This window comes from candidate division WOR-3 bacterium, assembly GCA_016867815.1.
Taxonomy (GTDB): Bacteria; Hydrothermota; Tepidihabitantia; order Tepidihabitantales; family Tepidihabitantaceae; genus UBA2258.
Genome location: VGIR01000046.1, coordinates 1 through 25,864 on the forward strand (window position 1 = coordinate 1; position 25,864 = coordinate 25,864).

21 protein-coding genes are annotated in these 25,864 nt (G+C 62.9%); 13 read left to right on the forward strand and 8 right to left on the reverse strand.

Translation table 11 applies throughout. The annotated features are described in order from the left end of the window. Nucleotides 1–965: 965 nt before the first annotated feature. The 6 genes from FJY68_08285 to FJY68_08310 all read right to left on the reverse strand — a co-directional run bounded on the left by FJY68_08285 (nt 966) and on the right by FJY68_08310 (nt 9,023). Entirely contained in the window at nt 966–2,213 is a 1,248-nt protein-coding gene (locus FJY68_08285; protein ID MBM3331832.1) for a hypothetical protein, read from the reverse strand. A 358-nt stretch (nt 2,214–2,571) separates the two neighbouring features. Continuing rightward, nucleotides 2,572–4,320 (reverse strand): hypothetical protein, encoded by a 1,749-nt coding sequence (locus FJY68_08290; protein MBM3331833.1) that lies wholly within the window; start codon nt 4,318–4,320, stop codon nt 2,572–2,574. Between the two features lie 479 nt (nt 4,321–4,799). Beyond that, the gene (locus FJY68_08295) at nt 4,800–5,831 is read right to left on the reverse strand and encodes a TGS domain-containing protein (protein MBM3331834.1); all 1,032 of its coding nucleotides are present in this window, start codon (nt 5,829–5,831) and stop codon (nt 4,800–4,802) included. Nucleotides 5,832–6,030: 199 nt separating this feature from the next. After that, nucleotides 6,031–6,732, reverse strand: coding sequence for a hypothetical protein (locus FJY68_08300; protein MBM3331835.1), 702 nt, complete (start codon nt 6,730–6,732; stop codon nt 6,031–6,033). Nucleotides 6,733–6,827: 95 nt separating this feature from the next. Beyond that, complete coding sequence (locus FJY68_08305) at nt 6,828–8,102, reverse strand: DUF1015 domain-containing protein (protein ID MBM3331836.1); 1,275 nt, start codon at nt 8,100–8,102, stop codon at nt 6,828–6,830. Between the two features lie 18 nt (nt 8,103–8,120). Next, nucleotides 8,121–9,023, reverse strand: coding sequence for a 3-phosphoglycerate dehydrogenase (locus FJY68_08310; GenBank protein ID MBM3331837.1), 903 nt, complete (start codon nt 9,021–9,023; stop codon nt 8,121–8,123). Nucleotides 9,024–9,105: 82 nt separating this feature from the next. Between FJY68_08310 and FJY68_08315 the strand changes: the two genes are divergently transcribed. The 9 genes from FJY68_08315 (at nt 9,106) to FJY68_08355 (ending at nt 17,904) form a co-directional block, all read left to right on the forward strand. Beyond that, entirely contained in the window at nt 9,106–9,462 is a 357-nt protein-coding gene (locus FJY68_08315; GenBank protein MBM3331838.1) for a zinc ribbon domain-containing protein, read from the forward strand. Nucleotides 9,463–9,495: 33 nt separating this feature from the next. After that, complete coding sequence (locus FJY68_08320; GenBank protein MBM3331839.1) at nt 9,496–10,002, forward strand: hypothetical protein; 507 nt, start codon at nt 9,496–9,498, stop codon at nt 10,000–10,002. A gap of 80 nt (nt 10,003–10,082) precedes the next feature. Continuing rightward, nucleotides 10,083–10,580: a hypothetical protein gene (locus tag FJY68_08325; protein MBM3331840.1), complete on the forward strand. Its 498-nt coding sequence runs from the start codon at nt 10,083–10,085 to the stop codon at nt 10,578–10,580. A 95-nt stretch (nt 10,581–10,675) separates the two neighbouring features. Further along, complete coding sequence (locus tag FJY68_08330; GenBank protein ID MBM3331841.1) at nt 10,676–11,185, forward strand: cob(I)yrinic acid a,c-diamide adenosyltransferase; 510 nt, start codon at nt 10,676–10,678, stop codon at nt 11,183–11,185. Between the two features lie 52 nt (nt 11,186–11,237). Next, entirely contained in the window at nt 11,238–12,179 is a 942-nt protein-coding gene (meaB, locus tag FJY68_08335) for a methylmalonyl Co-A mutase-associated GTPase MeaB (protein MBM3331842.1), read from the forward strand. Nucleotides 12,180–12,212: 33 nt separating this feature from the next. Further along, the gene (locus FJY68_08340; GenBank protein MBM3331843.1) at nt 12,213–13,847 is read left to right on the forward strand and encodes a methylmalonyl-CoA mutase; all 1,635 of its coding nucleotides are present in this window, start codon (nt 12,213–12,215) and stop codon (nt 13,845–13,847) included. A 9-nt stretch (nt 13,848–13,856) separates the two neighbouring features. Then, a complete protein-coding gene (locus FJY68_08345; GenBank protein ID MBM3331844.1) occupies nt 13,857–14,258 on the forward strand; it encodes a cobalamin B12-binding domain-containing protein in 402 nt (133 codons plus the stop codon). A gap of 87 nt (nt 14,259–14,345) precedes the next feature. Beyond that, nucleotides 14,346–17,012: a hypothetical protein gene (locus FJY68_08350; protein MBM3331845.1), complete on the forward strand. Its 2,667-nt coding sequence runs from the start codon at nt 14,346–14,348 to the stop codon at nt 17,010–17,012. Between the two features lie 112 nt (nt 17,013–17,124). Then, complete coding sequence (locus FJY68_08355) at nt 17,125–17,904, forward strand: carboxypeptidase-like regulatory domain-containing protein (protein ID MBM3331846.1); 780 nt, start codon at nt 17,125–17,127, stop codon at nt 17,902–17,904. 11 nt (nt 17,905–17,915) lie between these two features. On the opposite strand, the gene FJY68_08360 is transcribed toward FJY68_08355, so the two are convergent. Together FJY68_08360 and FJY68_08365 are read right to left on the reverse strand one after the other, a co-directional pair. Then, the gene (locus FJY68_08360; GenBank protein ID MBM3331847.1) at nt 17,916–18,656 is read right to left on the reverse strand and encodes a hypothetical protein; all 741 of its coding nucleotides are present in this window, start codon (nt 18,654–18,656) and stop codon (nt 17,916–17,918) included. A 120-nt stretch (nt 18,657–18,776) separates the two neighbouring features. Beyond that, complete coding sequence (locus tag FJY68_08365; GenBank protein ID MBM3331848.1) at nt 18,777–19,463, reverse strand: CPBP family intramembrane metalloprotease; 687 nt, start codon at nt 19,461–19,463, stop codon at nt 18,777–18,779. A gap of 306 nt (nt 19,464–19,769) precedes the next feature. Here FJY68_08365 and FJY68_08370 point away from each other — a divergent pair, with 306 nt between their 5' ends. The 4 genes from FJY68_08370 to FJY68_08385 form a co-directional block, all read left to right on the forward strand. Continuing rightward, on the forward strand, nt 19,770–20,423 hold the full coding sequence (locus FJY68_08370) for a hypothetical protein (GenBank protein MBM3331849.1): 654 nt from the start codon (nt 19,770–19,772) through the stop codon (nt 20,421–20,423). Nucleotides 20,424–20,498: 75 nt separating this feature from the next. Further along, nucleotides 20,499–23,588, forward strand: coding sequence for a hypothetical protein (locus FJY68_08375; GenBank protein MBM3331850.1), 3,090 nt, complete (start codon nt 20,499–20,501; stop codon nt 23,586–23,588). Nucleotides 23,589–23,735: 147 nt separating this feature from the next. After that, the gene (locus FJY68_08380) at nt 23,736–24,149 is read left to right on the forward strand and encodes a dCMP deaminase family protein (protein ID MBM3331851.1); all 414 of its coding nucleotides are present in this window, start codon (nt 23,736–23,738) and stop codon (nt 24,147–24,149) included. Between the two features lie 920 nt (nt 24,150–25,069). Then, nucleotides 25,070–25,864, forward strand: a 795-nt coding sequence (locus FJY68_08385; GenBank protein MBM3331852.1) for a YncE family protein, incomplete at its 3' end; no start/stop codon positions are given.

Consider the following 25,864-nt stretch of genomic DNA (forward strand, 5'->3'; position numbering starts at 1 on the left):
GCTTCCTGTTCTTTCTGATAGTCTGACATACAGCGGTGTCTCCTTTCTTGGGCTAACGCCCGGTTCTGCAATCACATAGAATCGTAGACACCGCTCTTCCTTTTTCCACAACATTCGATGATACCTCCCAGGAACCCCGTACAGGGCCGGATGACCTCCCGGATGCAGGGCGGGATGCTGGCCCGGATAACGTCCCGGATTCCCGGAGGGGTGCCCCTCCTGGTTCCCCGGGGGATTCCGGCACGGATCCGGGGAGAGGTCCCCACCCGGATCCCCACTGGGATACGGGGAGAGTATCTCGCCCGGTACCGGGGTCGGATTCCCGGAGAGATGCCTTCCCGGATGCCGAGTGGTATCCCCGGAGAGATGCACAGCCAGATGGCCGGGGATATTCCCCAGGATATAGACGGAGAGTCTCGGGGAGGGAGTACCCCCCTACTACCCCCGGACGTGGAATGCGTGACTTACGCGATGTCATTTCGGCCGAAAACGTCCGAACGTGACCCGTCGGGCCGGAAAGAGCGATCCCGCGGCCCAAGCCGGTGACCACAAGATATGGTATAGGGCAGGCTCCACAACCACAATTCTGCCGCCGGGGGGATGATCCGGAGGCTGCCTGCCCCGTGGCCTTCGCCGCTGCAATGCACGGTGCACTGAAGCCTGCAATGACCGGTGCTTTGAGTCGAGCTTTGAACCGAGCGATGGCGTGAGCGATGACGCGTGCCATGCCGCGAGCCATTTGGTGAGCTTTGACGCATGCGATGGTGCGTGCATTGATTCATGCAGTGCGCGATGCAGTTTGCTACGCAGTCGATGACGCACTCGCCGACGCAGTCCGCTACGCGGTGAACGATCCTCTGACCGACGCTTGCCGGCGAGCCATGACGGGTGCTTTGCCCGACCCGATCGCGCCTTGAGCGCGAGGTCGAGGTCAGGATGCCGGTCTGTCGGCCGACGGCCTGCGGCTAGAAGATGGGGTTGACGATGTTGCTGAAGACCGAGCCGAAGGTGTAGGTCAGGCGAACCGAGGTCCAGTACGAATAGCCGGTGGCCAGCTCGCGCAGGCGGAGGAGTCGTTCCTCTTCGGAGGCAACGTCCTTGCGCAGGGCGAGTTGGTCGTGGATGAAGCTGTATCCGCCCGAGAACGAGACCGAAAGCCCGGCGATGACCCGGAGTGAGACGCTGCCGTAGACCGAGAGCCGGTTCTTGGTGATGTCGTGCAGGTAGTGCGACCCTTCGGCCGACAGCTCGACCGAGCCCCAGGACCGGGTCAGAGCCGCTCCCAGCACCGCCTCGTTCTCCACCAGGTACTCGCTGAGTCTGTTGTACAGCGTCGTGTCGAAGTAGTTGGCGTACTGAACGGTCGGGGTGAGGCGGAGATAGACTTTGTGCCGGACATACTCGGAGTACGGCACGATGTCATACTCCAGTTTCGGCCCTAGGGTAAGGCCGCAGCGAAGGTTGCTGTAATCGCTGGTGTTGTACCGGAACCGGGCGCCGAGGGCCACGTGGTTTGAGAGCTTGCGTCCATAGTCGGCTCTGCCGTAGTAGCTGCGCGACAAGGCCGTGACAACCGTGGTGTCGAGCACGAATCGTCGCTGGTTCGTCGACACGCCGCCCTCAAACGCGAGTTTCTCCGTTTCGGTCACGCGCCTGACTTCGGGAGAGAGGTCGTAGTAGATGCTGGAGTAGGTCTGGTCGCCGCTCCCGAATGCGTTGAGGCTGAACGCGAACACCCAGTTGCGCCAGGGATCGGTTACCGGCGCCGCTGCCGCGGGCGGAGTGAACTCGATACTGAGTGCGTCGCGCAGCCCGGTACGAGCTACATACGGCACCAGACCGCGCCGGATGTTGTCGACCAGTGCTTTCCTTGTTTCGTCCGGGGTGGCGGCCGGGGCGGTCGTGTGTTTCAAGACCGAGTTGATGTCGTGGAAAGAACCCAGGCCGATGAAGTTCAGGCAGTACTCGCTGCCGCCGTCCCCGGTGGTCTGGGAGGTGATGGTCAGTTGCACGTCGGCCTCGGTGCGGTCGCGGACGTAGTTGACGAAGGTGAGTTCCGTCTTGATGAAGTCCATGTCCGACCACGTCTCGTCCTGAACGTAGAGACGCGGCGCGAGGTCGCGCCAGGACGAATCAGGCCCGGCCGTGGGCAAGTCGGACGGTTGAGCAGCAGCGGTCAGCGCCAGGCCTAGAGCCAGCAGTGCAGGCAGCATTCCAGCCTCCCTCTGTTTGCGGAGTAGAACCCGGCATTCGGGCCGTTGTCGGGCATCACGCCCGGACGAAGTTCCACACCTTCATGGCCGAATCTTACGTCCCCGAGGTGGGATGTCAACAGATAGGACGCGGCAAACGGGTCCGGGGTTGGTCGGCTGACGGCTCGCGCTCACGGCGCGAGGTTCAACGGCGACAGGCTGCCGTCATGTTGGCGGCCCGGGTTCGGCTGCTGTTGACCGCAAGAGGACGCCCAGTCGCCTGGTCTGCCAATCTGCAATCCTGACCCTGCAAACCGGAATGCGACGAGCGGCATACAGCAGCCTGTGCATTGCGTCCGTATCGCGGGGTCGGCGCGTGTCAGTAGTTCGTCCCGGCGCCTGCGGTGCTGTCGACTGCGACCCACTTGCCCGACCATTTCCTTGTCTCCAGGAACTGGTACTGAGCCGTCGCCTCCAGTCCTTCGATAAGCCCGGCAGAGTAGAATGCTTCGATGGTGTCGCCCTCGGCCCGGGAGGAACGGAGCAGACCAAAACGCCATTCCTGAACGAAGCGTGGGTCATCCATCAGCCCCTTGAGGACATAGGAAGCGAAGTTCACGGTATCCGGTGGAATCGGCGGGGACGCCAGCAGCACATCGATTCTGCCGAGCTTGAAGAACGCCTCCTTTTCGAAGGCGGCGTGGTTCTTTCTGCCTTTGCGGTCACCCCGGTAGTGGGCGATCGCGGGCGTGTTCAACCCCAGGAGGTCGACTATCCGGCCGCGGTAGGTCCTGGCAACTCCGCCCGCTTTGTACACGCCGATCGTCGGCAAGGCGTCGGCTCCGGCGAAGAGCCTGCCCAGCCTCTCTCCCGTCCGGATGCCGCTTTCGGTAACCGAGAACTGATACTGTAACGGGCTCGCGCTGCGGAAGCTGTTCCACGATGGCTGTTGCAGGAAGTGGTAAGCGCAGTACGCAAGTAGGAAGGAGAGGCAGCAGAAGGGGATGAGATTGCGCTTAGGTTGCAGCAGGGAAGCAAGCTGAGCAGAAGCGCCTGCCGGACTCCAGGCGATGAGGAGTAGCGTCAGGGTGAGGGTCATCACGGGATAGGCGGGTTGGTAGAACCTGAACATGAGGAAGTGATCTCCACCGGTCAGGACCGGAGTCGCGAGGAGCAATACCGCCACGAGGGCCGAGAGCTTCCAGTCCGCAATGCAGGCCGGGCGCCAGCGACGTGCTCGCAGGCAGGATGTGAACCTGACTGCCAGGTCGCCCAAGCACCATGCCGCGAGTCCCATCGACAGGAGTACGGATGCTCCGATGAGCAGACCGCTCTGCGTCGCGTAGCCGAAGAGGTAGTCTGCTCCCTGCTTTAGGTTGTAGGCGAGCGAGGGTGAGACCTTCGCGTAGTAGGTGTTCGGGAGCGGGTACCCGAAGTAGCTCAGTCGAAAGAGGGTCACGCCGGCCACGGAAACAAGGACGGCCGTGACCAGGACGAGGACAAGACGGCGGCGATCTTCCTGACCGTTCCCGTTGCGGAGCCAGGCGAGGAGAATGATCAGCGGCGCCACGAGTATCGCTTCCGGGCGACCAAGGGGGGCAAGAAAGAAGGGTAGGGAGGCGAGGACCGAGCCGATTCGCGAGCGCGGCGGCCGGAGCGCCACGCGGATCATGAGCACAATCAAGAATCCCCAGAGGCAAGTGTCCATCAGGGTGATGGACATCCAGGTGAAGTATGCCGGGCAAGAGAAGACGAGGAACAAGTAGGCGAGTTCGAATGGCCAGGACGGGAACTGCCGAGCCGAAGCCGAGCGACGGATGATGTCGAGTATCAGAATCTGCGTGAAGCAGAGAAGCAGGACCGAAATCGCCAGGACGCCGGATTCGTCGATTCCGAGGCGGAATGGTATCGCAGAGATGAGCGTCCAGAGGAGCGATGTCGCCCCTTCGACGCGTTCCGGGTTGTTGGCGTAGACCAGCCCTTCTCCTGCCGCCAGATTCGAAGAGTAGCTGAAGAGTATCTGAGCATCGTCGATCCCTCGGGTCGGACGACCGTGAAACCTGAAGACGAGCCAGCAGGCCACAATCGTGAGCAGAATCGGGTAGGCCAGTTTAAGGAGGGTCCTCATTCGTTCTCCTCAAACAGCCCGCGCGTTGAGCTTGGGGGTCGGGAATGCGATACCAGCCGTGCGTGAGTTCGGGCCGGGCGGGTTTGCGCCAACACAGGCTGCATCTTAGGATGGGGATGGGCAAGGGTCAAGCGGACTCAGCAGCGATAGAGAAGCGGCCCTTCGACTCGTTGCACTCGAAAAGGACGGCGCCGGGCGTTGGTTGCCATGGGCGGACGCCAAGGACGATCTCCGGACTACAGGAGAGATTCCCCGCTGCCTTCCGCGGCTGCTGTCTCACGGTGCCTGTCGTCCGCCTTCATCCATGGCTGTCCCTGGATGGCGATTCCCTGCCTTCGGTTCAGCATCGGGTTTCCCATCCGTGAATCCTGCGTCCGGGACTGCTCACGTCTCTTCGTTGCAGGACTCCGCACCGGGCCGGCGTTCTTGGTGGACTGGCGGTGACTAGCCGGAGAACCGCGAAGCCGGGCAGTGCCCGGCTAAACGTGGAACTCGAGGATGTCTCTGTCCTGCAGGACGTGGCCGCGCTCGACGCGCTGGCCGTCGTAGCCCGAGCCGTTCCAGAGCCGCGCGAACTGGAGGTTCTGGGCAAAGTCCTTGTGGAGATGGTAGGCCGCGTCGATCATGGTTGCGCCGATGGGCAGTACAACCGGGTCGCGGAACTCCACCTGCTTGCCGGGTTTCTTGGTATAGACCCGGATAATCCTGAGCATGGCAAAGAGACGCCGCCTGAGTTCCTCAAGTCCGATGTGGTGCTCGGCTGAGACCGGGAGTACCTCGACGTCGCCGATCAGTTCGCGAAGTATCGCCAGCCGGTCCATCGCCTGCGGGTCGTCGGCCTTGGCGCCGAGGCGGAGGAGCTTCTTGGGTTTGGCGATTTCCGATTGTCGATTGTCGATTGCCGGAGTCGGGTCAGCTCCGTCGTTTGTCCTTTGTACTTTGTCCTTTGTACTTGCGAAGACAATATGCGCCTTGTCGAGCAGAGCGGCGGTCTGTTCGGTGGTTTCCAGCAGCCCGTCGTCGGAGAGGTCCAGCATCCAGATGAGGATGTCGGCCGTGCGCATGATGCCGAAGAGCCACGCCGGTGAGTCGGGGAAGACCGGAGGCGTGTCTACAAGCTGTATCTGGATGTCCTCGAACTCCATCATGCCCGCAGCCGGTTGGGTGGTCGTGAAGGGGTAGGGCGCTACTTCAGCGTGCAGGCCGGTCAATTCTCTGACCAGCGCCGATTTGCCGCTGTTGGGCGCCCCGAAGATGACGACCTGGCCCGCGCCCTGTTTCTCGACGTGGAACAGGTCGGCACGCTTGGCTCCGCTCTTCGCGGACGAGACCATCTCTTTCTTGAGTTTCGAGATGCGGGTCTTGATGTCGGCCTGCATCTTCTCGGTGCCCTTGTGCTTGGGGAGGGTCGTGAACATCTCTTCGAGGCAGGCCAGCTTCTCTTCGGTCGTCGTGGCCGAGCGGTAGCGCTCTTCGGCTTTGAGATAGTCGGCGGAGAGATTTGCCGGCAAGATCAGGCTCCGGGGAGTTCGGAATCAGGAGTCCTGAATCCGGAGCGCGGAGATGACGGACCCCGAATCTCACCACAAAGAGACAAGGACACGAAGAGGTCAGGACGAAGAGAGAGGGTCGAGGAGAGTGAGAGGCGAGAGGCCGGGTGCGGTTTCACCATTCTCTGTTCGCTATTCACTATTCGCCGGACAGGGTCGGCTATTTCCTGCCGCGGCGCTTGCCACCTTCGAATCCGCCGAGCGTGACGTTGAGCGCGGCAAAGGGCATGCCCTTGCTGATGGCGGGACCTCTGAACTGCTTGCTGCCCCCTTCAAGTTCCCACTGCGGATTTACGGGAGTGTAGCAGTACCCGCCGCGAAGCTGCACGCCTACTACGCTGATGGGAATCGTGATCATCAACTGCGGGGTGAGGGTCAGTCCCGAGAACGAGATCTTGCTTGTCATGCCCGGGCGTTGAAGCAGTCGATTGAAATTCATCGGTGCGTCGGACGTGTCCTGCAGTTTGATGGTGTATCCGCTGCCGCCTATGCCGAGCATCGGCGCTATGAGCAGGTGTTTGAGCGAGAAGACCCGGTAGCCAAGGTCAAGCTCGCCGCCGGCAATCTCGACGGTGGCGCGGAGGTCATCCGAGCCGATGGTCTGGGAGCCACCCCAACCCGAGCCACCGATGACAACCTTCTCAACCAGCACGAACCCGGCCCCGCCGAAGCCCCACTGGAGCGAGCTTGGCTTGTCGGCAAGACTGACGCCGCCTTGACTGAATGCGCTATTCAGACTGTCGAAGTTGACGATCCCGACTGTCGGACCGAAGCAGCCGAAGGCGCCGTTGACCGGCGGAGCCGCAACTGCGGCGGCGGCCAGGAGCGCGATAGCGAGCAGGCTCACGACATGACGTTTCACGTTGTCTCTTCCCTTCAAGACCGAATCCCGGCGTTCCGGGATTCGGCGTTCCGATTTGTCTTCCTCGGCTCGGTCGGAGCGTTCCTCGGTTCCGACTAGAGCCGTTCGATATCGCCGATGTCCATGAAGACCAGCCCGGACACGAACTTGGGGTAGAAGTCAGTCGACTTCTGGGGCATGCGTTCTCCATGGGCGGCTACCTTCTGCACCTGGTCGGCCCGGGTCGGGTTCATGAGCAGCGCCGCCTGGTACCTGCCCGAGTTCACCTTGTTCATCGTTTCGGCCAGGTTGCGCTCGTACGCCACGTGGTCCTCGATCTGCGCCGGGCTGACTCCGAAGACGTGTTCGATAAGCACGGTGTGGAGGATGGCCACATCGAGGTCGCGGTAGTCGGCGCTGTGGTCCTTGACCAGCTGCTCGACCGCGGACTTGTCGGTCAGGCGGAGCATCCAGTTCCGGTTCTTGCCGACGTGGAGCGCGAAGACGTGGTCGGTTCGGGCCTTGGCGAGTTCCGGTTCCACTTCCGCGTCCTTCACCGGCCGAGTCTCGAACCACTTGCCGATGGTGGCGACGAGTTCGTTCCACTTCGGGCTGGACAGGCCGAACAGGTAGCGATGCGTGGGCAGAATCACGAGGCCCGGGTCGGACATGTTCACGAAAGCGGTCGCTTTGAAGCGAAGGGCTGCGTCGTCCGGCACCTTGCCTTCGCGCTCCATCTCCTGCCGGAAGTTGAGCGCCGTTTCGTAGCGGTGGTGGCCATCGGCTATCAGCATCACTTTGTCCGTGAGCGCCTTGCGCACTGATGCCAGCTTGGCAGGTTCGGTGATCGCCCAGACCTTCTGGACCACGCCGTAGTCGTCGGTCGCCTTCATCAGGGGCTCGCCGGTCGGGGTAAGTGCCCGGTCGACCAGTCCCGTCGGGTCGTCGTAGAGCATGAATATCTGTTCGTAGTCCTTGCTGGTGGCGCGGAGCAGGCTCAGACGGTCAGCTTTGGGCTTGGACAGGGTCCGTTCGTGCGGCAGCACCGTGCCTTTCTCGAACTCATCCACCCGGATAGCAGCGACGAAGGACTTGCGGGTTCTCATCTGGCCGCCCATCTCGAAGTCCTGATGCAGAACGTAGATCGCCGGCTGCGCGTCGCGGACGAGGACCAGCTGTGAGGACCAGAGTTTGGACGTGGTAGTGGAGTAGGTGTAGGGGTCAGGCGCCGCCGGCAGTATCAGGTGGACAAAGCTGTTGGGGTGGCGGGCGATGTAGGTCTGCTGCAGCTCTTTGGATATCTTGTCGTAGGGCTGGGTGATGACTTGCGACAGGTCTGAGACCTTCAACGGATTGTAGCGCCAGCCGCGGAACGGTCTGATGTCCGCCATGGGTCTTCTCGTTCCTTTCTACTTGCCGAGCAGGACCTTGCGGACTTCCTCCGCGATGCCGATGCCCGCGCGCTCCTGGCCTTCCTTGGTCTGGGCACCGATGTGGGGCGTGCCGATGACGTTGGGCAGGGAGAAGAGTTTGAAGTCCTTGATCGGTTCGCTCTCGAAAACGTCGAGCGCGGCCGCGCCGACCTGCCCGCTTACCAACGCCTCGTACAGAGCCTCTTCATCGACGACCCCGCCGCGGGCGCAGTTGATGATGACGACGCCCTTCTTCATCTGGGCGATGGTTTCCTTGTTGATCATGTGCTTGGTCTGATCGGTCTTGGGCACGTGGAGAGAGATGTAGTCGGCGCTCTTCAGCATCTCCGGGAACTCGCACATCTTGCCGGCACCGCACTCTTTGATGAACGGGTCAAAGACCAGCACGCTCATACCCATGGCGATGGCGCGCTTGCCGAGTTCGCTGCCGATGCGGCCGGAGCCGATGAGACCGAGGGTCTTGCCGTAGAGCTCGGTGCCCTTGAAGGTCTTCTTCTCCCACTTGCCGTCGCGCAGGGACTGGGTCGCCTGCGGAATCGCTCGGGCGCAGGCGAGCATGTGACCGAGCGCGAGTTCGGCGACCGTGATCGAGGTCGCGGACGGCGTGTTCACAACCTTGATGCCGCGGGCGTCGGCGGCCTTCTTGTCGACGTTGTCGAGGCCGACACCGGCGCGGCCCACTACCTTCAAATTGGTGCCGGCGTTGATGACGTCGGCCGTCACCTTGGTCGCGCTGCGGACGATGATGGCGTCATAGGCGGGGATGGCCTGGATGAGGTCGGCCGGCGGCAGACCGGGGCGCTCGTCAACTTCGATTCCGGCGTCCTGAAGCATCTTCACGCCGGCTTTGGCGATCGGGTCGCTGATTATGACTTTCATGATGACTCCTTTTGCTGCGGGTTCGGATTGCCGCTCATGGTAACCGAACCGGCGGCAAAGTCAATCATGCTGCTTTCAGTCATTGACTTACCAGCAGGTTTCTGGTACTGATTATACTGACTTTGACTGGAGGTGCCCGATTCCGGTATACGAGTATCAGTGTCAGGACTGCGGAAAGAAGTTCGATTTCGTTGCCACCCTGGCGGAGAAGGAGGCCGGGTTGGACCCTGCCTGCCCGAAGTGCGGCAGGACTCGGGCCCGGCAGGTGTTCAGTCGGTTCACCCTTCTGACCGGGTCCAAGACCGACGAGGAGTTCGACGAAGGGCTTGATGATATGGGCGCGGGCGGCGATATGGCCGGGCTACCCGACGGCGCGGGCATGGATGATCTTGATGACATGGGCGCGGGCGGTTCCGGCGACCTGGATGACCTCGACTAGCACGGGCTGACCAACGAGATGCAGGAGGCAACGATGCACTGGTATGACTGGATGACGCTGGTGATTGTGGTCGGAGGTACGATTGTCCAGACCGTCCGCGGCAGCAAGGCCGGGGGCATGGGCCTGCCGCTCTTCGAGGCCCTGGGGGTCGTGGTCGCGGCCGTGGGCGCCACGGCTTTCACTCACTCGGTGGCCGATATGATTCACGTGCGCGAGAACGTCGTGCTGCTGGTGTTGTTTCTGGTCTTCTCGTTCTTCGGATTCGTCCTCGCCCGCTGGCTCTTCACTCTGACCGCCATGTCCTTCCAGTCGCTCGACGGGTTCTTCAGCTGCATCTTCGGTGTGGTGCTGGCCTGGACGGTCGCGCATATGGTCCTGAGAGTCGTCATAATGTCGCAGGGCGGCAACGGTGAGGTGGCGGCGCAAATGGTCAATTCGCCGGTGGCGCGCGAGGTGTTCGAGTTCCGGACCTGGAATGCGCTGATGCGGCTGTTGTTCAAGGCCAAGCTGGGTCCGGACTTCAACCCGGACCAGGGGTAGTTCGACCTTGGAGTCAACGTGCCGAATCGAAGTGAGCCTGGTGCCGGAGGAGAGAAGCAGCAAGCGAAGATGGAGGTAAGATGAACTGGTATGATCCGGTCGTCCTGGCAGTCATGGTACTTGTGGTGGCAGTCCAGACCGTGCGCGGGATCAAGGCCGGCGCGGGACTGGTTATGTTCGAGGCGGCGGGGGTGGTGGTGGCGGCCGCGGCGGCCACGGCGTCAGCACACTCGTTCGCCGCGCAGATCCACGCGCCCGAGAGCTCCATGATGCTGGTCTTGTTCATCGTCTTCTCGGTTGTAGCTTTCTTCGTCGCGCGCTGGCTGTTTGCTCTGACCGCGCTGTCCTTCCAGTGGCTCGACCCAGTACTCAGTCTCTTTCTGGGGCTGGTCATGGCCTGGGCCATCGCCCACATGTTCTTCCGCATAATGATCGGGTCAGAAGGGGGCCCGGCAGCGGATGAGATTGCCGGCTCGCCGGTCGCACGCGAAGTATTCCAGTTCCGGACCTGGAATGCGCTGATGCGGCTGTTGTTCAAAGCCAGGACCGGGCAGGAAACCGATGTCGACCTCGGCTGAGGACGGCCGCTTGATGGCCGGTCGCAGTCCGCTGCTGACGGCGGCATCGGCTGACTTGCGGCGGGTCGCCGGGGCTCGGGTGGGGTTCCGCGTCGGTGCTTGAGGTTTACACCGGCGACGGCAAGGGCAAGACCACCGCAGCCCTCGGGCTGGCGCTGCGCGCAACCGGTCACGGCTGGAGCGTTCTGATCATCCAGTTCATGAAGGGCAGCCCGGAGTACGGTGAAGTCACGGCCGCCAGGGGCGTCAAGGGCCTGGCTCTCGTGCAGACCGGTCGGCCGACGTTCGTCGAGAAGGGCAACCCGGCCCCGGAGGATCTGGCCGAGGCGGCGCGCGGGCTCAAACTCGCCCACGAGGCGCTCGGGTCGGGCAAGTACCGGCTCGTCATCCTGGACGAGATCAACGTCGCCATAGACTACGGCCTGCTGAAACTCGAGGATGGGCTGGCCCTGATCGACGCCTGCCCGGATGAGGTGGAACTCGTGTTTACCGGCCGCGGCGCGAAGCGCGCGGTACTGGAGCGCGCCGATCTGGTTAGCGAAGTCCGGGAAGTGAAGCACCCGTATCAGAAGGGATTCGTCAATCGGGTCGGGATCGACTACTAGCGAGCTGCTCCGCGCTTTTCGCACCGGCAGCAAGCGAGCCTGCGCGCGACTGATGAGCATCGTTGAGGACGAGCCGGACGTCGCCACCACGGTCCTTGATGAGCTCTACCCGTTGATGGGCAGGTCTTTCCGCGTCGGCATCACCGGTCCGCCCGGTGCCGGCAAGAGCACGCTGGTCGAGAAGCTGGGACGCGAGTGCCGGAGCCGCGGCCGGACCGTGGGGATCGTGGCGGTCGACCCGACCTCGCCGTTTTCCGGCGGGGCACTGCTGGGAGACCGCGTAAGGATGCCGTCGCTTTTCACCGACCCGGGCGTGTTCATACGTTCCATGGCCACGCGGGGCGGGGTTGGTGGCCTGGCTTCCCGTACCAAGGAGGTCTGTGACGTGCTGGATGCGTTCGGCCGGGACTGCATCATCATCGAGACGGTCGGCGTGGGGCAGGTCGAGCTCGACATTGCCGGCGCCGCCCATTCGACCGTTGTGGTGCTGGTACCGGAGTCGGGAGACGGAATCCAGACGATGAAGGCCGGGCTGATGGAAATCGGTGATCTCTTCTGTGTGAACAAGTCGGACCGGGAGGGTGCGGACCGGATGGTGATGGAAGTCGAGACGATGGTCGAAATGAAAGTGCGAACGCCGAACTCCGAGTCCCGAACTTCGGCGATCGGCGATCGGCGACTGGCGGTTGACGACTGGATGCCGCCGGTGGTGAAGACCGTCGCGACGAGCGGACTCGGCGTTCCGGCCCTGCTCGACCAGCTCGAGGCACACCGGAAACACCTTGAGGCCTCGGGGACGCTGACCGAGCGGAAGCGCGAGAGCATCCGGTCCGAGATCATCGAACTGACCGAGGAATGGCTGCGGCGCGACGTATGGCGCCGGCCGGAAGTGACCGGGCGGCTCGAAGGCCTGGTAGGAGAGGTTATGGACGGCGGCACGACTCCATATCGGGCGGCCGAGGCCATACTCAAAGACGTTCTTGCTGCGAGTTGAGAGGAGAAACAGATGGCCGATGACCTGAAGAAGATCGCCGAGGAGCGGCAGAAGTGGCAGCAGGGGGTCGAGCAGGTCGAGCCCGGGAGGTTTCAGACGCTCTCCGGCGTGCCGGTCGATGTTCTCTACACCCCGGCCGAGGCGGCCGGGCTTGACTATCTGAGAGACCTGGGATTGCCCGGGCAGTATCCCTTCACCCGCGGAGTCCGGAACAACATGTATCGCGGCAGGCAGTGGACTATGCGCGAGTTTTCCGGCTTTGGTACCGCCAAAGATACCAACGGCCGGTACAAGTTCCTGCTTGCGCACGGCGAGGTCGGGCTGTCGGTCGCGTTCGACTTCCCGACGCTGTACGGCCGCGACTCCGACGACACCCTGGCCCAGGGCGAAGTCGGCAAGTGCGGCGTGGCCATCGCGTCGCTGGCCGACATGGAGACGCTGTTTGACGGCATCCCGCTGGCGGACGTCTCTACCTCTATGACCATCAACGGTCCGGCCGCGGTGGTCTGGGCATTCTACCTTGCCGCCGCCGAGAAGCAGGGCGTGCCGAGTGAGAAGCTGCGCGGCACGATCCAGAACGACATCCTGAAAGAGTACATCGCCCAGAAGTCCTGGCTCTTCCCGCCCGAGCCTTCGATGCGGGTCATCACCGATATCATGGCCTACGCCGCGAAGCACGTGCCCAAATGGAACACCATTTCCATATCCGGTTACCACATCCGTGAGGCCGGTTCGACCGCGGCGCAGGAACTCGCGTTCACGCTCAAGGATGGGCTGACGTATGTCGAAGCCGGAATCAAGGCCGGGCTCGACGTCGACGTCTTTGCCCCGCGCCTCTCCTACTTCTTCAACTCGCACCTTGACTTCTTTGAGGAGATCGCCAAGTTCCGGGCCGCGCGGCGCATCTGGGCGCGGGAGATGAAGGAGACTTTCGCGGCGAAGAAGCCGGAGTCATGGCTGCTCCGCTTCCACACCCAGACCGCAGGTTGCAGCCTGACCGCCCAGCAGCCGGAGAACAACATCGTGCGGACAGCCTTTCAGGCGCTGGCGGCGGTGATGGGCGGCACCCAGAGCCTGCACACCAACTCGATGGACGAGACCTGGGCCTTGCCGACCGAGAAGGCCGTTCTCATCGCCCTGCGGACGCAACAACTCATAGCCGAGGAGACCGGGGTCACCAACACGGTTGACCCGCTGGGTGGTTCCTACTTCGTCGAGGCGCTGACGAACGAAATGGAGAAGCAGGCGTACGACTACTTCCGGAAGATCGACGCACTGGGCGGGATGGTCAAGGCCATCGAGCATGGCTTCCCGCAACGGGAGATTGCCGACGCGGCGTACCGCTACCAGAAGCAGGTCGAGCAGGGCAGAAGGACTGTGGTCGGCGTGAACAAGCACGCACTTGAGGGTGAGAAGCTGGAGATTCCTCTGCTCAGAATCGACCCTACCGTCGAGCAGGAGCAGCACCAGCGCCTGGCCAGCCTGCGCGGCAAGCGGGACAGCTCGAAGGTTCAAGAGTGCCTGGCCGCTCTCAAGGCAGCGTGCGCCGGCAAGGACAACGTGATGTATCCCATCCTGGAAGCGGTGCGCGCCTACGCGACACTCGGCGAGATTTGCGGCACGATGAAAGAAGTCTTCGGCTCATACGAAGAGCCGCCGATGTTCTAGGGAGGAACAATGGCGAAGAAGTTGAGAGTATTGGTGGCAAAGCCCGGGCTCGATGGTCATGACCGCGGGGCGAAAGTCGTCGCCCGCGCCCTGCGCGACGCCGGGTTTGAGGTCATCTACACCGGGTTGCACCAGACCCCGGAGATGATTGCCGAGGCAGCGCTGCAGGAAGACGTCGACGTCGTGGGTCTGTCGGTGCTGTCCGGCGCGCACTTGACTCTCTTTCCGGAAACGATGCGGTTGCTGAAGGAAAAGGGCGCGGGCGACATCCTCGTGTTCGGCGGCGGCATCATCCCGAAAGAGGACATGGAGGAGTTGTCCAAGCAGGGCTGCGGCCGGCTGTTCGGCCCCGGCACGCCGACCACCGACATCGTTGACTATCTGAGAGAGAAGTTTCCCGATCGTGTCTGAACTGGCGCGTTCGTCCCGCGCTCCGAGCATCACACCCTCAGTGTGGACCGCATCGGCAGGGTCGACGTTGCCGGTGTGAGCTAGACCATGATGCGCAGGGTCGTTTGTGGCCTGGCGATGGCAACCGCGGTTGCCTTCTGTTTCTTGAAGTCCTATGAGGTCAAGCCGGTCCGGGCGTCGTGGAGCGGCTGGACCGCGCGGCAAGGATATGTCGGACAGACGTTCACGGCCAACTTCGACTCCATAACAGAGGTCTCGCTGTTCACGGGAAACCCCGGTGCCGGTGCGAGCTACAACCTGCGCGTGGTAGATGCAGTGACCGCCGAGATCATCGCTCACCAGTACGGGAGACAGCCGGCTGGAGACCATAGGTGGCTGAAGTTCGACTCCATCATACCGGACGGCAAGTGCATGCGGGGGAGGGAGTACGTGGTTGAGATCACCAGGCCTGGTGATTCCATCAACTGGTACAAGGATGCCAGGGACAGGTATCGCCACGGCCGCATGGTCGGCGGGGCCGGTCCGGGCAGGCCGCCGCCGGGCAACTGCGACGACCTCTGTCTCCGCATCTACGGCAAGGCGCGGGTGGGAGATGAATTCTCGGTGCAGTCCGTCGTCGCCTGGCCCGATTCCCTGGGTCAACCCAAGGACCCCGCGACATGGTCAGCTTTGGTCGAGAGCGAGGTCGACCTGGGCGTGCGGTCCGACAAACTGGGATACGGCTTCGGAGTCTGGACAAACCCGGGTCCCGGCGACTTGCGTTGGGAGATGATGGACTCGCTCATGGTGCTCTACGTCCGGGCCGGAGTCCAGGTACTGGCCAGCGTCGGACCGGGTCCCTGGGCATCTTCCTCAATCGGCGACGACCGGGCGATTCCCCGGAACCTCTTTGAGCCGGTAATAGTCGGTGGCGCGATTAACGACAGCAATCCGGTCGGCAAGTACATGTACGAATTCGTCAGGAGATACGGGCCGCGCGGGACCTTCTGGCGTTCACACCAGCCCTACATGCCGGTGACGGTCTACGAGGCGCCGAGCGAGCCGGACCAGGGCGCGATCGGCCGCGACGATTTCGACGGCTGGTGGCAACACAACACGGGTCCGGACTCGAACCGGTATATCACTTTCCCTCCCTACCGGGACACGATCGACAGCTTTGTCTCCAGGTACGGCGACACGCTGCAGGGCCGGAAGCAGAGCTTTCTCTGGGTCTATTCGAGATACGTCACGGTCATGGATTCCGCTATAAAAGCCGCGGCACGAGACAACGGCGCGCCGGAAGAATCGCTCCCCAGGTCGGCGTGTTACATCACCACCATGTCGGCCCGAGATCCCGAGCGCAGGTACGGCGAGCACTACTGGCCGGGAGAGTGGATTCAGGGGCTGAAGGACTACGGTGCGGGCAACTCCTTCGATATCGCCTCGTACCATCCGTATCACGGTATCGCGGAGCAGGCGGCGTTGATTGTGGACACGCTTCGCCACTACTTCAGCGCGCAGGGACTGCTCAGTCCTCGTCCGTTCTGGGTGTCGGAAGCAGGACACTTCTCCCGCACGTTCGATACCCGCGAGCACGATCCCTGCTGGCCCGTCAGGTTGTTTGAGAGCTATGCGACCGTGCAGTATGTGAATGCGATTCCCGGGTACCCGGTGGAGCAGTGGACATGGTTCACATATACCGAGAGGTACATGGCCGACTTCTGCGATTCCATCACCGGTCACTGGGTTAAGCAGAGCATCACGGATTCGGAATTCCAGCCGCGGCCGCCAGCGCACGCGTACAAGCAGTGGAGTGAGCTCTGCCGGGGCGCGAGTTTCGAGGATCGCCTGCCGGCCATGGGCCCGCACAAGCCGGCGGAGACGCTGGGTGTCCACGTGCTCCAGTATCGGGATAGCTTGGGCAGGCGATTCTGGGCCGCGTGGGAGCAACCGGGCTGGACATCCGGTCCGAGGGTCCTCAAGGTGCCGGCACGGGCGGATACGGCTACGGTCTGCGGCATAGATACCAACGGGTCTCCGTCGGGTTGGGTCGAGACGGCGGCGAAAGACGGCTGGTTTGTCAGGCAATTCGATACCTTCCCGGTCATCATCAGGGAGGGCCAGAGCTTCAGCCGGCCTGACCTGGCCGTGGACAGCTTCCGGGTGGCGCCCGTGCGGCCGCAAGTGGGGGAGGAGATGGGCTTCTCGGTGTACGTCACCAACCACGGCAATCGCGCCACTCCCGACACTGTCTGGTACAGGGTGCTGTGCGACACCACACTGGTTGACAGTTTTGCCGGTTCGAGCATTGACGCCGGGTCGAGCGGTCACGTGCAGGTGACCGGCTATCTCATCCCGAGCTGGATGGCCGGACCGCACCTGTTCCGACTGGAGGCGAATCCGGGCCAGAAGTTCGTGGAAGGTGCAGGTCTCGACGACAACGACGGCTACAGCCGAAACATGGTCGTGCAGTCCGTAGACGAACTCGGCCCGCCGAAGCTCCTGACCCTAGGTCAGCCGTTTCCGAACCCGGCAAGGACCAGGCTCACCATTAGCTACGCCCTGCCCCGACCGACCCGGGTCTGCGTCAAACTCCACGACATAGCGGGCAAACTGGTGAGCACGCTAGCCAGCGGAGACAAGCAGCCCGGCTACTACAATCTCGCCTGGAACCGGCAGGACAGCAGAGGTCGAAAGGTCCCTGGCGGCGTCTACTTCTGCACCCTCAGCGCGGAGAACCATCTCTTCAACCGGAGGGTCGTTCTGACCGACTAGTCCCGTTTCGGGACACGGCCTACCAGTATCATTTGCGACGGGAAGCTCTGCCATACAACATCTGGTCAATGTTGACAGGCGGCATGGGTATTGGGAGAGTATCCAGGCCTACATGAAGTACCTGGTGTGCGTTCTCCTTTGTGCGGCGGCGGCCTTTGGGTCGCCGGATGTACTCGCTCGCGTGAGAGACGGCGAGACGAAACTGCCGTTGGTCGGGGCGACCGTCATGAGCGAGGGGAGCGACATCATGGCCGTGACCGATTCCTCGGGGCAGTGCCTGGTCGTTGCTGCGCCGAGGAGGGGCGGAGCGCTGGTGGCGTCGCGACAGGGGTATCTGGACCAAGCGCTGACCGGCGCGTGGCTGGCGAAGCCGGGGCAGGACACGGTCGTGATTGACTTCCTGCTCTGTCCCAAGCGACCGGTGGAGGTCGGGCGTGTGGCCGCAAGCGCCGACAGCAGTGTCGCCACCACGAGCGCGGGCGCTGCGGCCGAAAGCCCGGCAGCAGCGGAATCAAAGCGGTCGGACGGCGGGTTTGGAGGTGCTGGTTCCGCGGCCGGGCAACTCGCGACTGAGGCGAGGCGCACGGAAGGAGTCGAGGAGAGCCGGTCGCCGGCCGGCACGGCCAGCGTCGAAGGTACTGTGTCGGATGCCGAGACCGGTCTGCCCGTGCCGGCAGCGAGGATTGCCGTGGAGGGAACCGAGATGGAGGCGGTGTCCGATTCTGAAGGGCGCTATGTCTTGGAGTACGTTTCGGCCGGCAGGCACAAGCTGCTGGTGACCTGCTCCGGGTACGCGAACGCCTACACGGTGCTCAGGTTCGTCAAGGACTGGGTCGTGACCGCGAACCTGTACCTGCGGAAGACGGCGTCGAAGCCGACTTCCGCCAAGTAGCTTCCCGCTGCCTAGGCGCCGTAGGCGCCCATGTACAGCAGCATCACTGAGACGAGCATTACCCCGAACGCGGCGACAACCAACGCGAGGATGACCAGAGTGTAGCAGCCGACGAGATTGCCGGTTACCAGCTTGTTCTTGCGTTTGGCCAGTTCGCTGACTCCGATAACGAGGAGAGCTGCGGCGGCAAGGAAGAACGCAGCGCCGGCAATCATCCTGCTGGCCTGCCCCGGCATGAAGGCGAACAGAAACCGGATGCAGTTGACCACCGCGACTGTGAAGGCGACTGCGAGGACCACAACCAAAGCCCATCTCCATCGGTCGGGTTGTGCGGCTGCGGCCTTTGCCTCAGGACCTTGGCCGTTGCATAGCAGAATCAACCGGTCGCGAAGCCGGTGCAGTTCCTCGTCCCGTTCGCGCAGGAGCAGGCGTCCCTCGGGTGTGTCTTGTCCGTTCCGCATCCGCTGTTCCAGCTCTTCGTGGGCGGTGAGCGCTTGCTCGTACTGGGTTCTCAGACCCTTGATCTCGGCGATGCGCGCTGGGGTCCCGACTTCGGTCGCCTCGACCTCTTCCGCGTTCCAGCCGTCGTCGGTTCTCACGGCGAACCGGTAGAAGCGACCTTCACCGGTAACGAACATGGTTCCGGGCTGGATCCAGGTGCCGGGAATCCAGGACCAGGGCTCGGGACCTGCGTAGGGGAAATGTGACAGCGGGCGCGACGTCGCTGCCGGGCGGGGAGGAGGAGTTCCCATGCGGTTCAGGATAGACCGGAGGACGGGAATGTCAACCGAAGTCAGAAGTCAGATACCAGAAGTCAGAATGCAGAAGTGACCAGCATCGAAACGAGAACGACGCACGTTGTACGACGCGTGCTAGACGTAGGCGAGGGCGAAGATGTCGAGGGTCGCGGCAACCGCCCAGTGCAGGATGGCGCCGGGGATGAAGCTGCGGTTCCGCAGGGCGATGATACCGAGCACGATGCCGGCGACGATGGAACCGATGGCCTCCGGTCCCGGCTTGCCCGCGTGCATCACCGCAAACGGGATGGTCTGAATCGCGATGGCCGCCGTCGCGCCGACGCGGCGCTCGAATCCGAACAGCAGGTAACCTCGGCAAAGGAACTCCCACGCGAACATGCCGATGGCCCGGATGCCGAGGCCGAGGAGCAGGCTGCGGAAGCCAAGCCGTTCGAAGGCGAAGTAGGGATAGGCGCGCTGAAAGCCGGTCTGCCGTGACGCCAGGTAGACGAGCGGCAGCATGATCAGGTAGAGGAGACCTACGTCACGCAGCCAGACTCCCGGCTGCCTGAGACGGAAGCCCGCCTTGGCGGGAGTCATCCGCAGCAGGATGAGCGACAACAGCGGCAGGGCCAGGTAGACTACGCTGCGCCAGAGCACGGTGACCGCGCCGGGCCATCCCGGGCCGTAGACGGACACCCGCGGTCGGAAGTAGTGCGGAATCAGCGCGGCAAGCGCGAAAACGGCAGCTACGAACAGCAGATCGGGTCCGGCCGCGACATTCCTCCGAAGGTCGCTCCAGAGACCGCGGAGGTAGGCCATTACTCCTAGGAAAGGACGCAGGGCAGAGGACGGACGAGAGAGTGAGGAGAGGGCGCGCTGTTGCGCGGGGTCGACGATCCGCAATCGGCCATGCGTGAAGATACGCGGGGGCGGTCCGGCGGTCAAGTCGGGCGAAGCACCCGAAGAGCCGGAGCAGCAGTTCACCGCCAAGAGAGAAAGAGGACGCGGACGTCCGGCGTCCCCCGCGTCTGTGCCGATTGCCGTCGCTTCTTCCTGAGCCTGGGTGATTCCTTCATAGGCTTCCGGACGGATTGACAAAACGGGCGCCTGGCATATGCTTCAGTCATGAATACTCGCTGGGCGGTTCCGATCGCCTGTCTGCTGGCGATGGCCGGGTGCGCGCAGAACCACTCGCCGCTGATCCCTTCTCTTCTGACCCCGACGATGGCGCAACGTGGCGATTCGATCTGGGCGCGGGTGTCATCGTACGACAAGGACGCCGATTCGCTCTACCTCTTCATCGACTGGGGTGACGGAAACGTGTCCGGCTGGGTCGGACCGGTTCCGTACGCGACCGACTACGAGTTCTTCCACGCCTACGGCGATACCGGGGTTTTCGGTGTTCTCGCCAAGGCGAAGGACCAGACCCACGAAACGGGGTGGTCCGATACGTCCTTCATCGCCGTCGGCGAGTACGGTCCCTTTGTTCCGCATCGACCGTCCGGACCCAATCCGGTCACGGTCGGAGATACGGTCACCTATGTTACCGCCGCGGGTCATCCGCTCCGGCGCAAGGTTTCGCTGCAGTTCGACTGGGGCGACACGCTCGGCGACTGGAGCGATTTCATCTCCGCCGACCAGTTCTACTATGCGCGGCACGCCTTCACGCAAGCCGGGCAGAAGTTCGTGCGGGCGCGGGCCCGCGATCTCCTCGACCACGTCTCGGACTGGTCCAAGCCAGAGTCGGTGCTGGTGATCGTACCTCTCCGGCCCCGGTAGTTGGACGCAGCTGCGTGGGCTTTACAGCCTGGGGGCGATTGCTACAATTTCGACCATAGTATTCCCGGAGGCACCATGAAGAAATCCCTGTTGTTCTGTCTGATTGGGCTGGCGCTCGCGCCGGCATCGGCCGCGAATCTGCTTGACGTTGTCGAGATGAAGGTCAGAGTCTACGCGACGCCGGAGCAGGTCACGCGCATCGCGTCCGATGTACTCGAATTCTACGCAGTCGGCGAGGGCTGGTTCGTCGGTGCGGTGACGCAGCCGACATACGAGGAACTCGTGCGTGAGGGGTTCGATATCGAAGTCCTGGTGCCGGACGTGAGGGCGGCGGCCATGCAGGATGTCGCCGTTTTCCACACCTATGCCCAACTCCGCGATACCTGGGCGATCATCGCCCAGAACCACCCGAGCATCTGCCGGCTCGACACCATCGGCCACTCGTACAACGGCAACCTGATTCTGGCGATGAAGATCTCGGACAACGTCGATGCCATGGAAGGGGAGCCCCGTATCTGCTTCGACTTTTCGATCCACGGCAACGAGAACAACGGCTGCGAAATCGCGCACTACTCGCTTATCCAGATTGTCGAACGCTACAACGTTGATCCGGACATCACCCGCTGGGTGAACGAGCGGGAGATCTGGCTGGTGCCGATGGATAACCCGGATGGTCTCATCGCGCGCACCCGCTCCAACGGAAACGGCGTGGACTGCAACCGCAACTACGGCCTCTCCTGGGGATTCGGCTCCAACGGCGGCTCCGGCCCCTTCTCCGAGCCGGAGACTCAGTGCTTCTACTTCCTGGCCGAAGAGCACCCGATGGCGGCCTGGTCTCAGTATCACTCCGGGGTTGAAGTCGTGATGTGGTGTTGGGGCTACACGACCAGAGCGGCGATGGACTCAATCGTCACGGCCTACGAGATGACGCGCTACGGTCAGATCTGCAACTACCCGGCCGGCCAGATTTCCCGGATACTCTACACGGTCACCGGCGGGTCGGTCGACTGGTACCAGGGCGCGCGGGGTGCGTTGGGCTACGTACCGGAGGTGTGCGACGGGCAGCCCAGTCCGCCTTCGGAGATAGATACCATCAACCGCAAGAACTGGACTGCGATGAAGGAGCAGATTGAGCGGGTGATGTGGGGTATCAGGGGCCGCGTGCTCGATTCGGTTTCGGGTCAGCCGGTAGACGCCCGCGTCAAGGTCAACCCGCCCAACTGGTTTGCCTACACCGACTCGATGGGCTACTTCCACCGGAACGCCCACGCCGGCACGTACACGGTTACGGTCGAGGCCAATGGTTATCGGACCAAGACGTTCAGCGGCGTGGTGGTCCCCACCGACACGTTCACGGTCGTCAATGTGTTGCTTGCGCCCGATACCGCGGCGGGCGCGCGTGCCTTCAAGGTCATCACCACCTACATGAACGAGAGCCCGGCCAACTCCAATCCGACCTTCCCCAGCTACGCGCTGGGCGCGTCCGACGGTATCCGCTACTCAATCGGCAACGACGGGTACGCGAGTTTCGACATGGGAGCAAAGACCCCGATCGTGAACGGTTCGGGGTCGGATTTCACCGTCGTCGAAGGTGACACCAGCCCGGAGGCCTGCAGCGTGTTCGTGTCCAACGACTGGAACGGACCGTGGCACTACGTCGGAATCGGGACCGGCACGCAGGGATACGACATCTCGGTTGCGGGCATGGGCTCGGCCAGGTTCGTGCGGATCGTGGACGATGGCAACGGCGGGTCCGGCGGCTACGCCGGATTCGACCTGGACGCGATTGAAGCGGTCGTGGTCAACGCGCCGGCACTCGGCTACCAGGGACAGACCATCATCGACTCGCCGCCGGGCGGCAACGGTGACGGCAAGCTGGACCCGGGCGAGAATGCTGATCTCGTGATCGCGCTGAAGAACTCGGGGAGGCTCGGCGTTGACAGCCTGTCCGCCGTGCTGAGAACGACCGACGCGTACGTTTCGGTCTCGGACTCGACCGGGCACTACGGTACGGTTCCACCGGACTCGACCCGGAACAACAACGGGGACCGGTTCCACGTCGCGGCCGCCGCAAACACGCCGATGGAACACGTCGCGCTGGTGCGCATGTACCTGACCGGCGAGGGCTACTCGGACAGCGTTCTGTTCACCGTCAGGGTAGGGGAGATACTCGCGACCGATCCCATCCCGGACGGGCCCCGCACTCCGGCTTTGTACTGGGCGTACGACGACATCGACACGCTCTATCCGCCACACCAGCCATACGAGTGGGTGGAGGTCAACGCCACCGGGACGCGGCTTACCTTCGCGGACAACGACGACGTTGTGGCCATCACCATCCCGCCCGGGTTCGGGCCGCTGAAGTTCTACGGTCAGACCTACACCCAGTTGTCGATCTCGGCCGACGGCTGGGTTGCCTGCGGCAACTACACGACCTCCAACTACGAGAACACCGACCTGCCCAGCACATCAGCCCCGCGGGCGACGGTTTTCGCCAACTGGGATGACCTCTACCCGGTATCAGGCGGCGGCGGAGCCGGCTACGTCTACTGGCATCACGATACCGCCGGTCATCGTCTGGTAGTCGAGTACGATAGCGTCGCGTACTACGGCGGCACCAACCGCGACAAGTTCGAAGTAGTCTACTACGACACTACCGTCACCACGCCCTCGGGTGACAACGTCATCCTTGTCCAGTACATGACCGCAGTCGGGTTCAACAGCTCAACCGTCGGCATCCAGGACCCGACTCGCGCCATCGGGATACAAGACCTCTACAACGGTACCCTTACCCACGGCGCCGCGCCGATTGCGGCAGGCCGGGCAATCAAGTACACGACTGATCCGCCGACCGGCATCATCGAGCAGGTGTCCGGCATGCATCCGGGCACTCGGCTGACCCTGATGAGCGTCGGCAACCCGAGCCGAGGCCGAGTGGCGTTCTCCTACGCCCTGCCGGCTGCCGGCATGGCGACGCTGTCGGTCTACGACGGCGCGGGACGGCTGGTGAAACAGCTGGCGGGCGGTCCACTCATGGCGGGTGCGTACCGCGCGATCTGGGACGGCACCGACGCCCACGGCAGCAAGGTCGTGGCCGGCGTGTACCTCGTGCGGCTGGTGGCTGGGGAGAAGTCGGTGGTCACCAAAGCCGCGGTGGTGAGGTGAGGCGTGAAGGCTAGCCGAGGTCAGAAGGCAGAAGTCAGAAGGCAGAAGGCAAGAGTTCCGGACAGGTCCAAAGTCCGCGTCCCCTCATTCGTCGTTCGTCGTTCGGCGTTCGGCGTTGCCCCCCGCAAGTCCTGGGACCACTACTTCATGGACATCGCGCAACTCGTGAGCGAACGCTCTACCTGTCTGCGGCGCAAGGTCGGTGCGGTACTGGTGCGTGATCGCAGGATCCTCTGCACCGGGTACAACGGCGCGGCTCGCGGCCTGCCGCACTGCGACGAGGTCGGGTGCCTGAGGGAAAAGATGCACATCCCGTCGGGGGAGAGGATTGAGATTTGCCGGGGAATCCATGCCGAACAGAACGCGCTGGTCCAGGCCGCGGCCTTCGGCATCAACGTCGGCGGGGCCACGCTCTACTGCACGCACGAACCGTGCATCACCTGCGCCAAGATGCTTCTGAACGCGGGAATCCGCGAGTTCGTGGTCGAGCATCCGTACCCGGACGAACTCGGCCGCCAGATGCTGGCCCAGGCCCGCGTCAAAGTCCGCAAACCGGTCTAGCCGCTGGGCATAGGAGACGACGGCAGGACCGACGTCTCAATCCACAATCGGCAGTCCGAAATGCCCTGATTCCCGGCCGGGCCTGCTGGTGAGACTGAACGGGGAATAGACCGGCAGGCAAGTCGGTAGACTGACCTGCAGGCAACCTCGACTGCTGTCTTGACGGCAGTCTGGGTTGCAGGCGGCCGGACTCACTGGTGAAGAACCCGTAGAACGAACCGGCGGACTGCATCCGCTGTTGCTCGGCATACAAGCTCCCGAACTCCCGGTCAGGCTGCACCTGGGACTAGGGACGAAGGACTCTCAGGGACTATGTCCGAGACTGTGTCCGAGACAACCTTCCTGTCTACTGTCTGCTGAGTCCTGTACACTATCCCCAGGGTGGGGGAGTCATTTTGCCCCGACCCGGCCTAACGCCGCAGGCCTCAGGCACATAGGCCGCAAGACCGCCTTGCGGTTCACTATGCAGCGTTGTAGAATCCGTTCTCGACTGAGTTCTCCGACTGCTCGACGTGTACCTCTCATTCTCTCGCCTAGAGCCGTTGCAGTCCCGCGTCTCAGCTCTGACATTCTCCATCTCCCATCCAGCGTTCGCGGCCTCGCCCTCCCTTCTGCAATCTGATTTCTGGTCTCTGCCTTCTGACCTCGGCTGATGGTGGGATCCTGCCGGACAGCACCCCTCAGTACGGTAGGTTCAGCGTGGCGCGGCATGCCCGTCCCGAACCGTGCTTCCGTACCGCTGTCTGAGGGAGGGCAAACTATCGACCTCCACTTTAATGTCATGCGCGTCAAGTTATTGACTGCAGACCACCAGAAGCTACAATTCATGTAGCGACGCCGAGTGCAGCGGGTCTAGGCGGCTGCCACACGGTCACTTTCGGCGCCAGTCTGCTTGGGTTGCTTCCAGTCGGGGGTGCAGGATGTTGCCTGTCGTTGTCCGACGTTCTTTGGTCCGAACTACCAGTTCACACAACTGGGCCGTACGACCCTTGGCCGTGCTGTTGGCCGTCTGCTGCTGCCTCTCAGCGGCCGGCGGTCAGTGGCTGGAGACCACGATTCGGTTCGGCTACGGTTCGAGCCCGCGAGCCCTCTGCTACAACACGCGGGACAACAAGGTCTACTGCGTGCTGAGCGACAGCGACCAGGTCGCGGTGATCGACGGAGCCACAAACCTCGTCCTCGCTACTGCCAGCACGGGCGATCGACCCCAGGGGCTCTGCTACAATCCCGCAGACGACAAGGTCTACTGCGCTAACGCCGGCAGCGACAACGTAACTGTGATTGACGGGGCGTCGGACGAGGTCATCGCCACGGTGGCCGCAGGCGACGGGCCGCAGACGCTTTGCCACAACTCCGTGGACAACAAGGTTTACGTTGGCAACATGGCGAGCTACGACGTGACCGTGATTGACGGTGCGACGAATGCGGTGGTGGCCACGGTCGCGGCTGTCACTGCCCGTTTCATGTGCTACAACCCTCACGACAACAAGGTCTACTGCACGGACGGCAAGCTCTCCTTCTCGGCTCTCAAGGTGATCGATGGGAAACAGGATTCAGTTCTCGCCTGCATCGACTCGATGATCTGGCCAGGTCCGCTCTGCTACAACCCTCAGGCGAACAAGGTGTACTGCGGAGATTACTATGGCTGCAACGTGATGGTCATCGACGGTACAACCGACGATGTCATAGCCATCGATAGTGCCGGGGTGTTCTCG

Coding starts and splice junctions, on each gene's coding strand:
- FJY68_08320 (MBM3331839.1), top strand. CDS start 9,496: ATGCACTGGTATGACTGGATGACGCTGGTGATTGTGGTCGGAGGTACG.
- meaB (MBM3331842.1), top strand. CDS start 11,238: ATGAGCATCGTTGAGGACGAGCCGGACGTCGCCACCACGGTCCTTGAT.
- FJY68_08285 (MBM3331832.1), bottom strand. CDS start 2,213: ATGCTGCCTGCACTGCTGGCTCTAGGCCTGGCGCTGACCGCTGCTGCT.
- FJY68_08305 (MBM3331836.1), bottom strand. CDS start 8,102: ATGGCGGACATCAGACCGTTCCGCGGCTGGCGCTACAATCCGTTGAAG.
- FJY68_08360 (MBM3331847.1), bottom strand. CDS start 18,656: ATGGGAACTCCTCCTCCCCGCCCGGCAGCGACGTCGCGCCCGCTGTCA.
- FJY68_08310 (MBM3331837.1), bottom strand. CDS start 9,023: ATGAAAGTCATAATCAGCGACCCGATCGCCAAAGCCGGCGTGAAGATG.
- FJY68_08325 (MBM3331840.1), top strand. CDS start 10,083: ATGAACTGGTATGATCCGGTCGTCCTGGCAGTCATGGTACTTGTGGTG.
- FJY68_08380 (MBM3331851.1), top strand. CDS start 23,736: ATGGACATCGCGCAACTCGTGAGCGAACGCTCTACCTGTCTGCGGCGC.
- FJY68_08290 (MBM3331833.1), bottom strand. CDS start 4,320: ATGAGGACCCTCCTTAAACTGGCCTACCCGATTCTGCTCACGATTGTG.
- FJY68_08365 (MBM3331848.1), bottom strand. CDS start 19,463: ATGGCCTACCTCCGCGGTCTCTGGAGCGACCTTCGGAGGAATGTCGCG.
- FJY68_08350 (MBM3331845.1), top strand. CDS start 14,346: ATGATGCGCAGGGTCGTTTGTGGCCTGGCGATGGCAACCGCGGTTGCC.
- FJY68_08375 (MBM3331850.1), top strand. CDS start 20,499: ATGAAGAAATCCCTGTTGTTCTGTCTGATTGGGCTGGCGCTCGCGCCG.
- FJY68_08345 (MBM3331844.1), top strand. CDS start 13,857: ATGGCGAAGAAGTTGAGAGTATTGGTGGCAAAGCCCGGGCTCGATGGT.
- FJY68_08370 (MBM3331849.1), top strand. CDS start 19,770: ATGAATACTCGCTGGGCGGTTCCGATCGCCTGTCTGCTGGCGATGGCC.
- FJY68_08355 (MBM3331846.1), top strand. CDS start 17,125: ATGAAGTACCTGGTGTGCGTTCTCCTTTGTGCGGCGGCGGCCTTTGGG.